At 63.5% G+C, this 14,718-nt stretch carries 17 protein-coding genes; 2 read left to right on the top strand and 15 right to left on the bottom strand.

The window, feature by feature from the left end:
- Positions 1-128 precede the first annotated feature (128 nt).
- The 8 genes from RBB39_RS12740 to zapE all read right to left on the bottom strand — a co-directional run bounded on the left by RBB39_RS12740 (position 129) and on the right by zapE (position 6,752).
- Complete coding sequence (locus tag RBB39_RS12740) at positions 129-635, bottom strand: ClpXP protease specificity-enhancing factor (protein ID WP_045993368.1); 507 nt, start codon at positions 633-635, stop codon at positions 129-131.
- A 91-nt stretch (positions 636-726) separates the two neighbouring features.
- Positions 727-1,353 carry a stringent starvation protein SspA gene (gene sspA / locus RBB39_RS12735; protein ID WP_045993367.1) on the bottom strand — a complete coding sequence of 209 codons (627 nt, stop codon included), beginning with the start codon at positions 1,351-1,353 and terminating at the stop codon, positions 727-729.
- A gap of 177 nt (positions 1,354-1,530) precedes the next feature.
- The gene (locus RBB39_RS12730) at positions 1,531-2,301 is read right to left on the bottom strand and encodes a cytochrome c1 (protein WP_045993366.1); all 771 of its coding nucleotides are present in this window, start codon (positions 2,299-2,301) and stop codon (positions 1,531-1,533) included.
- On the bottom strand, positions 2,301-3,560 hold the full coding sequence (locus tag RBB39_RS12725) for a cytochrome bc complex cytochrome b subunit (RefSeq protein ID WP_045993365.1): 1,260 nt from the start codon (positions 3,558-3,560) through the stop codon (positions 2,301-2,303). The genes RBB39_RS12730 and RBB39_RS12725 overlap by 1 nt, the downstream gene beginning before the upstream one ends.
- On the bottom strand, positions 3,560-4,159 hold the full coding sequence (gene petA / locus RBB39_RS12720; RefSeq protein ID WP_045993364.1) for a ubiquinol-cytochrome c reductase iron-sulfur subunit: 600 nt from the start codon (positions 4,157-4,159) through the stop codon (positions 3,560-3,562). Before petA ends, RBB39_RS12725 begins: the two co-directional genes overlap by 1 nt.
- A gap of 373 nt (positions 4,160-4,532) precedes the next feature.
- On the bottom strand, positions 4,533-4,922 hold the full coding sequence (gene rpsI / locus RBB39_RS12715; protein WP_045993363.1) for a 30S ribosomal protein S9: 390 nt from the start codon (positions 4,920-4,922) through the stop codon (positions 4,533-4,535).
- 13 nt (positions 4,923-4,935) lie between these two features.
- Positions 4,936-5,364, bottom strand: coding sequence for a 50S ribosomal protein L13 (gene rplM, locus RBB39_RS12710; RefSeq protein ID WP_045993422.1), 429 nt, complete (start codon positions 5,362-5,364; stop codon positions 4,936-4,938).
- A 221-nt stretch (positions 5,365-5,585) separates the two neighbouring features.
- Positions 5,586-6,752 carry a cell division protein ZapE gene (gene zapE / locus RBB39_RS12705; RefSeq protein ID WP_045993362.1) on the bottom strand — a complete coding sequence of 389 codons (1,167 nt, stop codon included), beginning with the start codon at positions 6,750-6,752 and terminating at the stop codon, positions 5,586-5,588.
- A 215-nt stretch (positions 6,753-6,967) separates the two neighbouring features.
- Between zapE and RBB39_RS12700 the strand changes: the two genes are divergently transcribed.
- On the top strand, positions 6,968-7,411 hold the full coding sequence (locus RBB39_RS12700; protein ID WP_052704392.1) for a YhcB family protein: 444 nt from the start codon (positions 6,968-6,970) through the stop codon (positions 7,409-7,411).
- Positions 7,412-7,492: 81 nt separating this feature from the next.
- On the opposite strand, the gene RBB39_RS12695 is transcribed toward RBB39_RS12700, so the two are convergent.
- Entirely contained in the window at positions 7,493-8,254 is a 762-nt protein-coding gene (locus RBB39_RS12695) for a Nif3-like dinuclear metal center hexameric protein (protein ID WP_045993361.1), read from the bottom strand.
- A 122-nt stretch (positions 8,255-8,376) separates the two neighbouring features.
- Here RBB39_RS12695 and RBB39_RS12690 point away from each other — a divergent pair, with 122 nt between their 5' ends.
- Entirely contained in the window at positions 8,377-9,630 is a 1,254-nt protein-coding gene (locus RBB39_RS12690) for a Do family serine endopeptidase (protein WP_045993360.1), read from the top strand.
- Positions 9,631-9,786: 156 nt separating this feature from the next.
- Here the strand turns inward: RBB39_RS12690 and hisD are convergent, their stop codons facing one another.
- The 6 genes from hisD to RBB39_RS12660 all read right to left on the bottom strand — a co-directional run bounded on the left by hisD (position 9,787) and on the right by RBB39_RS12660 (position 14,702).
- The gene (gene hisD / locus RBB39_RS12685; protein ID WP_108132803.1) at positions 9,787-11,100 is read right to left on the bottom strand and encodes a histidinol dehydrogenase; all 1,314 of its coding nucleotides are present in this window, start codon (positions 11,098-11,100) and stop codon (positions 9,787-9,789) included.
- Positions 11,101-11,166: 66 nt separating this feature from the next.
- The gene (gene hisG / locus RBB39_RS12680; protein WP_045993265.1) at positions 11,167-11,817 is read right to left on the bottom strand and encodes an ATP phosphoribosyltransferase; all 651 of its coding nucleotides are present in this window, start codon (positions 11,815-11,817) and stop codon (positions 11,167-11,169) included.
- An 88-nt stretch (positions 11,818-11,905) separates the two neighbouring features.
- Positions 11,906-13,168 carry a UDP-N-acetylglucosamine 1-carboxyvinyltransferase gene (murA, locus tag RBB39_RS12675; protein WP_045993264.1) on the bottom strand — a complete coding sequence of 421 codons (1,263 nt, stop codon included), beginning with the start codon at positions 13,166-13,168 and terminating at the stop codon, positions 11,906-11,908.
- Positions 13,169-13,181: 13 nt separating this feature from the next.
- Positions 13,182-13,436, bottom strand: coding sequence for a BolA family protein (locus RBB39_RS12670; protein ID WP_045993263.1), 255 nt, complete (start codon positions 13,434-13,436; stop codon positions 13,182-13,184).
- A gap of 283 nt (positions 13,437-13,719) precedes the next feature.
- Positions 13,720-14,055 (bottom strand): lipid asymmetry maintenance protein MlaB, encoded by a 336-nt coding sequence (locus RBB39_RS12665; RefSeq protein WP_045993262.1) that lies wholly within the window; start codon positions 14,053-14,055, stop codon positions 13,720-13,722.
- On the bottom strand, positions 14,052-14,702 hold the full coding sequence (locus tag RBB39_RS12660; protein WP_045993261.1) for a phospholipid-binding protein MlaC: 651 nt from the start codon (positions 14,700-14,702) through the stop codon (positions 14,052-14,054). Before RBB39_RS12660 ends, RBB39_RS12665 begins: the two co-directional genes overlap by 4 nt.
- Positions 14,703-14,718 lie beyond the last annotated feature (16 nt).

Below are 14,718 nucleotides of genomic sequence, written 5' to 3'. Positions count from 1 at the left end.
CTCGCCGCTTTTTATGAGATCACGCTTGTGAAGAGGTCCCGCTTGTGAAGAGGTCACGCTTTTCCAGCAGATCAAGCCGACGACAGCTCGCCGCCGACCACCTTTAGAGCGCGATGCGCCCGATGGCCTTACTTGATCACCCTGAGGGATGGACGCCCCTTGCGAGGCGGCTTGGACCTCTCGACACCTTCATCCACGCCATCGCCGCCATCGGACTCACCGCCTGCGTCCTCATCGGAAGCGGCAGGAGACTCCTCCTCTGACGAATCCTTGACGCTCTCCAGGGCCGGCGCATCGACGTCGTTGGCCTCTTCGACGGGAAGCTCAGGCTCGTGACCAAAGACCATGCCGACGCCGTTCTCGCGGGCGTACAGGGCAATCAGTGCAGGCAGCGGTACAAACAGCAACTCCGACTTGCCACTGAAGCGCGCCGAGAAACGAATCACGTCGTTGCCCATGTCCAGATCACGCACGGCGGTAGGGCCAAGGTTCAGCACGATCTGGCCGTTCTGCACGAATTGCCTGGGAACCTCGACGTTCTCGTACTCCGCATCGACGACGATATACGGCGTCAATTCATTATCCAGCAGCCACTCGTACAGCGCCCTGGCCAGGTAGGGACGGCTCGACTTCATGATATGGCCCTCTTGGTTGGCGAATGGGAACTCGGGCGACTCCGGTGGCGACCGGACACACACGGCTCAGGCATTCCGTTCAAGCAAAACATCAGGGACGAATTTCGCGCTCGGCCTCGGACAGCGCAGCACGGAAGCCATCACGGGCGAACACGCGCTCCATGTAGCCCATCAGCGGCCGTACCTGCTTCTCGGGCAGCTCGATATTGAGCGCAGGAAGACGCCACAGGATCGGCGCAAGGCAGCAGTCCACCAGGGTGAACTCCTCGCTCATGAAGAAGGGCATGTCCTCGAAGATCGGCGAGATACCGATCAGGCTTTCACGCAGCTCCTTGCGCGCCTTGTCGGCTTCCTTCTTGCTGCCGGACAGGATGCGATCGACCATCGGGCACCACTCGCGCTCGATACGATGCATCCACAGTCGGCTCTGGGCACGCGCGACAGGATAGACCGGCAGCAACGGCGGGTGCGGGAAACGCTCGTCCAGATACTCCATCATGACCTTGGACTCGTAGAGCACCAGGTCACGATCCAACAGCGTGGGGACGCTGTTGTAAGGGTTCAGGTCCGCCAACTCCTCGGGATGCTTGTCGTCGGTCACCTCGACAATATCCACGGCCACGCCCTTCTCAGCCAGCACGATCCGCACACGATGGCTGAAATGGTCCTCGCCACCGGAGTAGAAGATCATCGACGACCGCTTGGCCACTACACCCATGAAACAATCCTCGCATCAGTTCAAGCCGGGATGATAACACGACAACCCCCTTCTCGGGGGGGCATCAGGGGCACATCTTTGCTCCCGCAGCGGGTCCGCCCGGGCGCAACGATGATACCAGAAAAGGCAACGGGCGCGTGGTCATCGACCCCGCGCCCGCCATGGTGGACCAATCGGTCAGTGAATGTCTCGCCAGTACTCGCGCTTGAGGAAGTAGGCGATGATGCCAAACAGCAGGATGAAGATCAGCACCTTCGGTCCCAGCGCCTGGGCATGCAGCTTGGACGGCTCACCCACGTAGGCCAGGAAGTTGGTCAGATCATACACCGCCTGCTCGAACTCCTTGGGCTCCATGCTGCCCGGCGACGTCACCTGCAGGGTCTCGCAGGACTGGTACTTGCCGGTCAGCGGATCGAGTTCGGCGTCACCGACCGCATGATCGGAGGCTGCACAGACCTTCTCCTGCACCCCCTGCAGCGGCTCGAGCACGTTGGGCATGCCCACCGCCGGGAACACCACATTGTTGACCCCGGTGGCACGCTCGCTGTCACGATAGAAGCTCAGCAGATAGCTGTAGATCCAGTCGGTGCCGCGCAGTCTGGCCTCCAGGGTCAGATCCGGCGGCGCCTTGCCGAACCATACCTCGGCATCCTCGGCACTCATCGCCTTGTGCATCTGGTCGTTGTACCCCAGTTCCGGCGAGAAGATCAGATTGTCCTCGACCAGATCCTGGGGCATCCCCAGATCCTCGGCCGCGCGGGAGAAACGCTGGTACTCCAGGGAATGACAGCCCATGCAGTAGTTGACGTAGAGCTTCATCCCGTTCTGCAGCGAGGCCTGGTTCTCCAGATCCGGCGACATGCTGCGCAGGTGCACCCCCTCGCCGCCCGCGGCGAAGGAGCAAAGCGGGACCAGCGCGAAGAGCAGTGCGAACAGTTGCTTTTTCATTAGCCAGTCACCCTTTCAGGAACGGGTTTGGTCTTCTCCAGCCGCGTATAGATGGGCATCAACACGAAGAAGGCGAAGTAGATCACGGTGCAGATCTGGGCCAGCAGTGTCCTGGCGCCGGTCGGCGGCAGCACCCCGAGCACCCCGAGGATGACAAAGCTGATCGCGAACAGCACCAGCATCACCTTGGAGATCCAGCCCTTGTAGCGCATGGAGCGCACCGGAGAGCGGTCGAGCCAGGGCAGCACGAACAGCACCGCAATGGCCGCCCCCATGAAGATGACCCCGAGGAACTTGGCGTCCAGACCAAACAGCGAGAAGGTGATGGCGCGCAGGATCGCGTAGAAGGGCGTGAAGTACCACACCGGGGCGATATGATCCGGCGTCTTCAGCGGGTTGGCCGGTTCGAAGTTGGGCTTCTCGAGGAAGTAGCCGCCGCCTTCCGGGAAGTAGAAGATCACCGCACAAAACACGAACAGGAACACCGCCACTCCGACGATATCCTTCACCGTGTAGTAGGGATGGAAGGGAATGCCGTCCAGCGGCTTGCCGGTCTCGTCCTTCTTGGCCTTGATATCGATGCCATCGGGATTGTTGGACCCCACCTCGTGCAAGGCAATGATGTGCAACACCACCAGCGCCAGGATCACGATAGGCAGCGCCACCACGTGCAGGGCAAAGAAGCGGTTCAGCGTGATCCCGGAGATCAGATAGTCACCGCGCACCCACTGGGCCAGGTCGGGACCGATACTCGGGATAGCGGAGAACAGCGAGATGATGACCTGGGCACCCCAGTAGGACATCTGTCCCCAGGGCAGCAGATAGCCCATGAAGGCTTCGGCCATCAGCGCCAGGTAGATCGCCATGCCGAAGATCCACACCAGCTCACGCGGCGCCTTGTAGGAGCCATAGAGCAGGCCGCGGAACATGTGCAGGTAGACCACCAGGAAGAACGCCGAGGCGCCGGTGGAGTGCATGTAGCGGATCAGCCAGCCGTACTCGACATCACGCATGATGTACTCGACGGAGGCGAAAGCACCCTCGGCGCTGGGGTTGAAGCTCATGGTCAGCCAGACACCGGTGAGGATCTGATTGACCAGCACCAGCAGCGCCAGGGAGCCGAAGAAGTACCAGAAGTTGAAGTTCTTGGGCGCGTAGTACTCGGACAGATGCTCCTGCCACATCTGGGTGGCGGGGAAGCGATCATCGACCCAGCGCATGAAACCGCGTTCGGCCTTGGCCTTGTTGGGATTCGCCATTATGCGCCCTCCCCGTCTTCGCCGACCACGATGACCGACTCGTTGACAAAGTAGTAGGGTGGAACTTCCAGGTTCACCGGAGCGGGCACATTGCGAAACACCCTGCCCGCCAGGTCGAAGCGCGAACCATGGCACGGGCAGAAGAAGCCACCGGGCCAGTCATCGACACCGACGCCTTCGGCGTTGGGCTCCGGCTTGAACAGCGGTGAACAGCCCAGATGCGTACAGATGCCGACCAGCACACCGATCTCGGGCCGAATGGAGCGCAGCGAACCGCCGGCATAGTCCGGCTGCATCGGCTTGGCGGAATCCGGGTCTGCCAGCACCTCGTCGGTCAACGCCTCGGTACGTTCGATCATCTCCGGCGTGCGATTGATGACCCATACAGGACGGCCCCGCCACTCGACGGTCATTCGCTGCCCGGGTTCGAGCTTCGAAATATCCGCCTGAACGGGCGCACCCGCCGCCCGAGCCCTGGCACTAGGCTGCCAGGAAGCCACAAAGGGTACCGCTACCCCGACGGCGCCGACTGCTCCAACTACGGAGGTCGCCCCTACGAGGAAACGGCGTCGCCCTTTGTTCACGCCGTTGTCTGCCATGATCTGGTTTCTCCCATCAGACTTTATCCGTTGTTGTTTTCACGGCCCCTTGAATGTCCGTGACCACGGATACAAGTGGATTGTATGTTAGGAAATCCCCCCCACCGGCACAAGAAGCCGGCTGACCCAGACCCCCTGCGCAAGCCCCAGACAATTGACGTGGAACAACTTTATACCACTGTGCCTGTTCGCCTTGACGGACAGGGCGGCTCAAAAGGCATAGACGATGACAGATTAACGAGGGAAACAAGCGCCGCCAGGCGACCCGATGATCCCCACCATCAGAGCACTACAGCACACAATTTTTCGAACCCCGGACACGACAACGCCCGGGCCAATGGCCCGGGCGTTGTTGATCGGCAAGCGTGGGTGATTAACGCTTGGAGAACTGCGGGCGACGACGCGCCTTGCGCAGACCGACCTTCTTACGCTCGACTTCACGTGCGTCACGAGTGACGTAGCCGGCAGCACGCAGCGGCTGACGGAAGTCCTCGTTGTACTGCATCAGGGCACGGGTGATGCCGTGACGAATGGCGCCGGCCTGGGCGCTGCCGCCGCCACCCTTGACGGTGACATAGACGTCGAACTGGCCGAGGGTCTCGGTCAGTTCCAGCGGCTGACGAACCACCATGCGGCCAGTCACGCGACCGAAGTATTCGTTCAGGTCACGGCTGTTGACGGTGATCTTGCCGGTGCCCGGCTTGAGGAAGACGCGCGCGGTTGAGGTCTTGCGGCGCCCGGTACCGTAATACTGCTGTGTCATGGCGAAGATCCCCTCAGATGTTCAGTTCTTGCGGCTGCTGGGCAGCGTGCGGATGTTCGGAACCGGCGTAGACCTTGAGCTTGGCGTGCATGGCACGGCCCAGCGGACCCTTCGGCAGCATGCCCTTGACGGCACCTTCGATGACACGCTCGGGAGCGTGGTCGATCAGCTGGCTGAAGGTCATGGAACGCAGGCCACCCGGGTAACCGGTGTGACGATGGTACATCTTGTCGCTGGCCTTGTTGCCGGTGACCTTAACCTTCTCGGCATTGATCACGACGATGTAGTCGCCGGTATCAACGTGAGGAGTGTATTCCGGCTTGTGCTTGCCACGCAGGCGGCGAGCAATTTCGGTAGCCAGACGACCGAGCGTCTTGTCCGCGGCATCGACGACATACCAGTCGCGCTGGACGGACTGCGGCTTAGCACTGAACGTCTTCATGGATGAAATCACCAATTCGATGTGTTGGATCCCTTTCGTCGTGTTCTGGACACCCGACAGGTGTTCAGCGAGACCACGCCGCGAAGAGATCATCCCTATTTTTCTTGGTTGCGCGGCACCCGGAAATCCGGACGATGCCGCCACAACGGTCGAGCGAGCGCGCATTCTACATGAGTGAAAGCGTGCCGTCACCCCCTCGGACACACGCAATCACCGTCGGCTCAAGGCTTGTGGGGCAGCGCCAGGTACTCCCGGGACTGCATCTCCTGAAGCCTGGACAGAGTGCGCTCGAACTCGAACTCCAGCTTGCCACCCTCATAGAGCGCCTCTGCCGGCGCTTCGGCGGACATCAACAGCTTGACGCCACGGTCGTAGAACTCGTCGACCATGTTGATGAAGCGCCTGGCCTGATCGTCGGTGGCGGCGTCCATGCGCCGCACACAGGACACCAGGACCGTGTGGAACTCGCGAGCCAGCTCGATGTAGTCGTTCTGACTGCGCGGCCCGTCGCACAGCTCGAGAAAGTCGAACCAGACCACGTCCTCGTGCAGTCGACGCGCCTTGAGGATGCGATGGTTGATCTCCACCGGCACCTGCTCTTCCCCCGCCTGACCGGCGATCTCGCGAAAGCTGCGCTCGAGCTCCTGATCCGCCGCCTCGTCCAGCGGCGAATGGAAGATCTCGGCGCGCTCCAGCGCCCGCAGTCGATAGTCGACGCCGGAATCGACGTTGACCACCTCACAGTGGCGCTTGAGCAGATCGATGGCCGGCAGAAAGCGAGAGCGCTGCAGGCCATCCTTGTACAGATCGTCCGGCACGATGTTGGAGGTGGCGACCAGCACCACACCGCGCTCGAACAACGCCTCGAGCAGATTGGCCAGAATCATGGCATCGGTGATGTCCTTGACGAAGAATTCGTCAAAGCAGATCACCCTCGCCTCCTCGGCAAACTTGCCGGCGATCAGCCGGAGCGGGTTCTTCTCGCCCTTGCAGTGATCCAGCTCGTTGTGGACACGCTGCATGAAGCGATGGAAATGGGTGCGCATCTTCTGGGGAAACGGCAGCGCTTCGTAGAAGGTGTCGACCAGGTAGGTCTTGCCACGACCGACGCCGCCCCAGAAATAGAGCCCGGAGATGGCTGGCAGCGCCGGCTCCTGCTCTTCCTCCTTGCGCCCGAACAGGCCCTTCACCTTCGACGCCCAGCCGTCGCGCGCCGCCGCCGGCGCCTTGGCCTTGGGCGCTGCCACCAGCTCGTCATACAGTCGCTGCAGATGCGCCACGGCATTGGCCTGGGCGGCATCCTCCGTGAAATCATCACGTTGGAGGTCGCGCCGGTAGCGTTCCAGCGGAGTTTCTGGCCGACCACTGCTCGACGGGGAAGAGCTCATGTAGCGTCCTGACTGTCAACAAGTTCGGAGCCGCATTATACGCAGACCACACAGGAATGGCAGGTCCCAGGCCGCGACCGGCAACAGCGCATCACGCCAGCACGACAAGGGAGGCCCCAGGCCATTGACCCTTTATGAGCCAACGCCTCTATAATGGGCCGTCGGCCAGGCCGGCGGCGGCCGCGGGTCGTCCGAAAGAGCTCAGGGAGAACTACGTGGAACCAAGCAACTTCAACATGATCCTGGCGGCGGCTTGCCTGGTGGCCGGAATTGGACTCGGCGCACTGGGCTACCACCTGCTCAACGGCGGCGCACGCAGTGCCCAAAGGCTGCGCCTCAAGCTGACCGAACGGGAACGCCAGCTGACCGAGTGGAAAGACGGTGTCGACGACCACCTGCAACAGATGGACGACCTGGCCCGGCAGGTCTGCGATGACGCCCTCACCCTGCAGCGCCAACTTCACGAGTCGGCGCGCCAGCTTGGCAGCAAGGCCATCGGCGGCGAGGTGACACCGCCCAGCGAACCCGGCGAGACCAGCGATGATATCGCCATTCCGCGGGACTACGCCGACGGCAACCGCGGCACCCTGTCAGAGGACTTCGGTCTGCGCCAGGCCAATGACGACCAGAACGCAGAACCTCGCCCGCCACGTTACTGACCACCCCGCCATGACAGAGCCCGCACACTGGTGCGGGCTCTGGCGTTGGCAGCGACACAAGCGGTCGATAGCGCTTGCTGCTCAGGCAGGGTTGTCGATGTCGACGAAGCGGTGCTCGACACCAAAGCGCTGCGCCAGCCATTCCCCCAACGCCTGGACGCCGTAGCGCTCGGTGGCGTGATGACCCGCCGCCAGATAGTGGATCCCCATCTCCCGCGCCAGGTGGGTGGTGCGCTCGGATATCTCGCCCGAAACGAACACCTCGGCACCGGCCTCGGCGGCCGGGATGATCATGTCCTGAGCGCCGCCGGTACACCAGGCGATTCGACTCACCGCGTCGGTACCAGGCGCCTCGATCACCAACGGCTCGCGTGCCAGCGACGCTCCTACCTGGGCAGCCAGCTCGGCAACGCCCATTGGCCTTTCCAGCCGACCGTGCCACAGAAGCCCTTCGCCCATGGGCGCGTCCAGCGTTCCCTCCACCGTCCACCCAAGGCGCTGCGCCAGGGTCGCATTGTTGCCAAGCTCGGGATGGGCGTCCAATGGCAGGTGGTAGGCCAGCAGGTTGATGTCGTTGGCCAGCAGAGTCGACAGCCGCCGGCGCTTCATGCCGGTAACCGCCACCGGCTCGTTCTTCCAGAAGTAGCCGTGGTGCACCAGCACCAGATCGGCCTGCCAGCGCACCGCCTCGTCAAGCAGCGCCTGACAGGCGGTGACGCCGGAAAGCACACGGGTGACCGTGCGTGCGCCCTCCACCTGCAGCCCGTTCTCGGTGTAGTCCTTGAAGCGCCGGGCCTCCAGCAGCTGCTCGCAGGCCGATACCAGTTCGTCGCGGTCTATCATGAGATCTCCTGAAATAGCTCCAAACAAGCATCAGGTTGGCGATGCTACAATGGCGCACATTGTACGCACCGCCCCGCCGGCCCGCGACCGCCTCACTGCCAAGCGCCAAGGATCATCGCCGCATGCGACGCACCCTCTCGACCTATATCTGGCCGGTCCTCATCGGCATTCTGCTCGCCATCGTGCTGATCAATGCCTTCCCCGAACGGCTCGGCAGACTACCGTCACCGAGCGGTGACAGCCTGACGGTAGTTCCCGCCACGCCACCAGCGACAACCACCGAGCAGCAGGCACCGCAACGTCCTGCCCCCGAGGTCAAGGAGGCTGCGCCGCTGGACCGCCGTGGCGGCCCCGTGAGCTACGCCGAGGCAGTGGAGAAGGCCGCGCCCGCGGTGGTCAACGTCTACTCCTCGCGGGTCGTGGAACGGGAAACCCACCCGCTGATGTCAGACCCCTTCTTCCGCCAGTTCTTCGGCAACAATGACGTGCCGTCGCGCCAACGCATGCTTTCGAGCCTTGGCTCCGGCGTCATCGTCAGCGAGGACGGCTACGTGCTGACCAACCACCACGTCATCAGCGGCGCCGACCAGGTCCAGGTGGCGCTGCGCGACGGCCGCGAGACCCTGGCCCGGGTCATCGGCACCGATCCCGAAAGCGACCTGGCGGTACTCAAGATCGATCTCGGCGACCTGCCGGTGATCGAGCTGACCGACTCGCGCAAGGTCGCGGTGGGCGACGTTTCGCTGGCCATCGGCAACCCCTTCGGGGTCGGCCAGACGGTAACCATGGGCATCATCAGCGCCACCGGTCGCAGCCATCTGGGACTCAACGCCTATGAGGACTTCATCCAGACCGATGCGGCGATCAACCCGGGCAACTCCGGCGGCGCCCTGATCAACCCCGACGGCGCCCTGGTCGGCATCAACACCGCCATCTTCTCCCGCTCGGGGGGCTCCCAGGGTATCGGTTTCGCGATCCCGGCCAACCTGGCCCGCAGCATCCTCGACGAGCTGGTCACCCACGGCCGGGTCATCCGCGGCTGGCTCGGCATCGAGGCCCAGGAGCTGAACCAGGAACTGGCCGCTTCCTTCGGCCTGCAGGCGCCAGCCGGGGTAATCATCGCCGGCGTGGTGTCCCAGGGACCGGCCGACCGGGCGGGACTGAAACCCGGAGACGTACTGCTCGAGGTCGACGGTCGCGCGGTGATCGATCCGCGTCGGACCATGAGCGACATCGCTGCGGTGGCTCCCGGCACCACCCTGACCGTCAGCGTCGCCCGCGACGGCAAGCCGATCGAGGTGGAACTGGAAGTCGGCGAGCGCCCCACGCCCCAATCCCAGTCGCAGCAGACCGGCAGCAGCCAGTCAGCCCCCTGAGACGCACCCCGAGGTGGGTAACGCAGAAGCAGTGCCCAGGCGTGCCCCACCGTCCAGACATGAAAAGGCCCGGAATTGCTCCGGGCCTTTTCATGTCTGGATGCCTGTCTGGGGCCGGGGGCGCTCGGTCACAACGACCACCGGCCCTGCGTCGCTTCAATCCTTGATGCGGTACTCCGCCGAACGCGCGTGGGCGGTCAGCGATTCACCACGAGCCAGCACCGAGGCGGTCTTGCCCAGGGTAGACGCCCCCTGTGGCGAGCAGTGAATGATCGAAGAGCGCTTCTGGAAGTCATAGACGCCAAGCGGTGACGAAAAGCGCGCCGTACCCGAGGTCGGCAGCACGTGGTTGGGACCAGCGCAGTAGTCGCCCAGCGCCTCAGCGGTATGCCGTCCCATGAAGATGGCTCCGGCATGGCGCACCTGCTCCGCCAGTCGCTCCGGGTGCTCCACCGACAACTCCAGGTGCTCCGGCGCGATGCGATTGATCAACTCCAGCGCCTCGCCCTCGTCACGACAGGCGATGAGCGCACCGCGCGTACGCAGCGAGGCCCCGGCGATGGCTTCGCGCTCGAGCGTCGGCAGCAGCCGTTCCATGGACGCTTCCACCGCCGCCAGATGCTCCACATCCCAGCTGACCAGGATCGCCTGGGCGTCTTCGTCGTGCTCTGCCTGGGAGAACAGGTCCATGGCCAGCCAGTCAGGATCGGTCTGGCCGTCGGACACCACCAGGATCTCGGAGGGCCCGGCGATCATGTCGATCCCCACCTGACCAAAGACCGCGCGCTTGGCGGTGGCCACATAAATGTTGCCCGGCCCGACGATCTTGTCGACCCTGGGCACGCTTTCGGTGCCATAGGCCAGCGCCGCCACGGCCTGGGCACCGCCCAGGGTAAACACCTTGTCGACCCCGGCCAGATGCGCCGCCGCCAGCACCAGATCGTTGACCACGCCGTCGGGCGTGGGCACCACCATGATGATCTCCCGCACTCCCGCCACGTGGGCCGGCACAGCGTTCATCAGCACCGATGAGGGATAGGCGGCCTTGCCGCCGGGCACATAGATACCGGCGCGATCCAGCGGCGTCACCTTCTGCCCCAGCACGGTGCCGTCATCTTCGGTGTACTGCCAGGAAGTGGGCTTCTGGCGTTCGTGGTAGACGCGGATACGCTCGGCGGCGGTGGCCAGCGCCTGACGCTGGTCGTCGGGCAGAGCGGCGTAGGCAGCCTCGAGACGATCGGCCCCCAGGGTCAGATCCGCCATGCTCGAGGCCTCGAGGCGATCGAGGCGACAGGTCAGCGCCACCAGGGCGGCGTCGCCCTCCCGACGCACCTGGCTGATGATCTCGGAGACCGCCTGCTGGACACCATGGTCCGACACGCCTTCCCACGCCAGCAGGTCGGTGAGACGGGACTCGAAATCCGCGTCCCGGGTCGAGAGTCGGGCCACCAGGGGCGTGTCTTGGCTCATGTCGGAAATCTCCGCTTCTGTCTTGGCCATACGTTGAGAACCCTCGGGTTCCGTTGGCTGGTGCGCTCAGCTTGCCGCCTGCCGCCGCGCCTCGACGGCGTCGCTCAAGCGGCGCAGCAGCGGCTTGATCTGATCATGCTTGATGGTCATCGAGGCCTGATTGACCACCAACCGGGTGCTGATATGGGCCATCAGTTCCCGTGGCTCCATACCGTTGGCACGCAGCGTATTGCCGGTATCGACGATATCGACGATCTCGTCAGCCAGGTTCATCAGCGGCGCCAGCTCCATGGCACCGTACAGCTTGATGACCTCGGCCTGGATGCCCTGCTCGGCGTAATAGCGCCGCGCCACATTGACGAACTTGGTCGCCACCCGACGCCGGGCACGGGCGGGCTCGGCACCCTGAATACCAGCGGTCATCAGCTTGCAACGCGCGATATTGAGGTCCAGCGGCTCATACAGCCCCTCGGCACCGTGCTCCAGCAGCACATCCTTGCCGGCGACCCCCAGGTCCGCCGCCCCCAGCTGCACATAGGTCGGCACATCGGTGGCACGAATCACCACCAGCTTGACGTCTGGCAGATTGGTGTCGAACAACAGCTTGCGACTCTTGCCCAGGTCCTCGGCGGGCCGGATGCCGGCATCCGCCAGCAGTGGCAGCGTCTCGTCGAGAATGCGCCCCTTGGAGAGCGCCACTATCAATTGCTTGCTCATGGTCTCGCCCGGTTGTCGGGTTGGAAGTCAATGTGGCGTGTTTCCCCGCGCCGGCTCGGGCAGTCCGAGCCGGCTGGGCGAAGAAAGCTCAGCCCGGGACGCGCTTGATCCGAGCACCCAGCAGGTGGAGCTTTTCCTCGATGCATTCGTAGCCGCGATCGATGTGGTAGATACGATCGACCAGGGTCTCGCCCTTGGCCATCATCGCCGCGATCACCAGTGAGGCCGAAGCGCGCAGATCGGTGGCCATCACCGGTGCACCGGACAGATGCTCGACGCCTTCGATGACGGCAGTGTTGCCTTCCAGGGCGATGTTGGCGCCCATGCGGTTCAACTCCTGCACGTGCATGAAACGATTCTCGAAGATCGTCTCGACCACTCGCGAGGAGCCCTCGGCCACCGCATTCATGGCCACGAACTGGGCCTGCATGTCGGTGGGAAAGGCCGGATACGGAGCGGTCCTGATATTGACCGCCCTGGGCCTGCGCCCTTCCATGTCCAGCTCGATCCAGTCCTCACCGGTGGTAATCCTGGCCCCCGCCTCCTCGAGCTTGGCCAGCACCGCCTCGAGAATGTCGGCACGGGTACGACGCACCCTAACGCGGCCACGGCTGAGCGCCGCTGCGACCAGGAAGGTGCCGGTCTCGATACGGTCCGGCATGACGTCGTGGCGAGCCCCGTGGAGCCGCTCCACCCCTTCGATGGTGATGGTGTCAGTACCGTGACCACGGATATCGGCACCCATCTTGATCAGGCACTCGGCCAGATCCACGATTTCGGGCTCCTTGGCGGCGTTCTCGAGCACCGTGGTGCCGTCGGCCAGGGTCGCGGCCATCAGCAGGTTCTCGGTACCGGTCACGGTCACGGTATCGAAGAAGATGGTGGCACCCTTGAGGCGGCCCGGCGTGGTAGCACGGATGTATCCACCCTCGACCCGGATATCGGCACCCATGGCCTCAAGGCCACGAATATGCAGGTCCACCGGACGCGAGCCGATGGCGCACCCGCCCGGCAGCGATACGTCGGCCTTGCCGAAGTGGGCGAGCAGCGGTCCCAGCACCAGGATCGAGGCGCGCATCTTCTTGACCAGCTCATAGGGCGCGTGGCAATCGCTGACCTGGGCTCCGTTAAGCTGAATGCACATCTTTTCGCCCATCACCGCCTGCACGCCCATGTGGCCGAGCAGTTCCAGGGTGGTGGTGATGTCCTGCAGGTGGGGAAGATTGCCGATGGTGACCGGCTCTTCGGACAGCAGGGTGGCGCACAGGATGGGCAGCGCTGCATTCTTGGCGCCACTGGCCCAGACGTCGCCCTCGGCGGGTCCGTTGCCGGTAATGATCAATTTGTCCATGAAGGCGGTACCATCAGGCTCCGGTGTTTTCGGCGGCAGCCTGCCACTGTGCGGGGGTATAGGTCTTGATGCTGACCGCATGAAGGGCGCCGGAGGCGATTTCCTCGGACAGCGCACCATAGATGACCTGCTGACGCTTGACCGGTGACAGCTCGGCGAAGCGTTCGCCCACCGCAATCACCTGAAAGTTGCAGCCTTCACCCTGGATATGAAATTCACAGCCGTCGACACGGCTCTCGAGCAGCGCTTTGACGTCGCTGGGTTGCATGCACCTGCTCCTTGACCAGACCAATGACGGGAGACGCCCACAGCCTCGCCGTGACGTCCCGAAAAAACTCAAAGGGCATATGGTAAAGAAAAGCGGCGCGCTTGGCGATGACGCAGCGAGGTTTCCACCTATACATCCGTCACAAAAAAGACACCCCCGGCCACCTTGCGGTGGTCGGGGGTGCCGGAAGGGCTAGCGGCGAGGGCGAGCAGCCCGGATCAAGGCGCTGGATTCAGACGTCGAACCAGGCGCATCACGGACACCAGCAGCCAGACAACCGCCGCTAGGCGGTAACGGTGCTGGAAGGCAACAGATCATCCAGACCGGCAAGCTCGGTCAACTGCCTGAGCTGCGCCGACAGCTTGATGCTGTTGAGCGACAGCCCGATCCGGCGAATGGTACGCGCCCACTCGAGCATCATGGTCAGCGCCGCGCTGGAGACGTGCTCCACCTCGCTCAGGTCGAGGCACACCGAGGTGCCCGATGCCCGACTCTGGAGCCACTCACGACCTGCCTCGGCCATGTCCGCGGCCCCGTCGAAGTCGACCTTGCCACACACCCGGAGTGTACTTCCGTCCTCGAGCAGGCGGGCCGACGCCACTTCCATCAACACGCTCACGCACCGCGCTCCAGTTCGTCGACGCCGACATCCGGCGACCAGTTGTTGATCACGGCGTCGTAGTCACGGTTGTGGTCACGCATGGCCTGATCGAACTGGTTGCGGAAGGTCAGACCGAGATTGATGCCGTTAACGATGACATTGACCACCCGCCACTGGCCGTTGGACTTGCGCAGGGTGTAGTTGACCGGGTAGATGGTGCCATCGGTGGCCACCACTTCCATCTCGACGCTGTCCTGATCGTCATAGCGTGAGGCGGACTGGTTATCGAGCACGCGAACTTCCTTGTACTCGAAGGTCACCAGGCCCTTGGCATAGGTGTCGAGCAGGGTCTGCTTGAACACCTCGACGAAGCGCGAACGCTGCTCCGGCGTGGCATTGTTGAAGTAGCGGCCCATCACACTGGCGCCGATGTAGCGAAAGTCGGCGACGCCACGCAGACTCTCGTCGACCATCTGCTTGAGCTCGTCGGGACGGTCCATGAAGTAGGCCTCTCGGCCGCCGATCATCCCCATCAGATCATTGACGCTGTCGCGAATCAGCTGTTCGGGGGATTGCTGGGCCATGGCCGGCAGACTGGCCAGCACCATCATCAGCGCCATCAACCAGCGGCGCAGGTGAACCATTGCGGGCAAAGAACGGGTCATGGGTTGCCTCCTTGTA

This window comes from Halomonas sp. MMSF_3323 (assembly GCF_030733595.1).
GTDB lineage: Bacteria > Pseudomonadota > Gammaproteobacteria > Pseudomonadales > Halomonadaceae > Halomonas > Halomonas litopenaei.
This window is presented reverse-complemented; position numbering and strand designations above follow the sequence as displayed.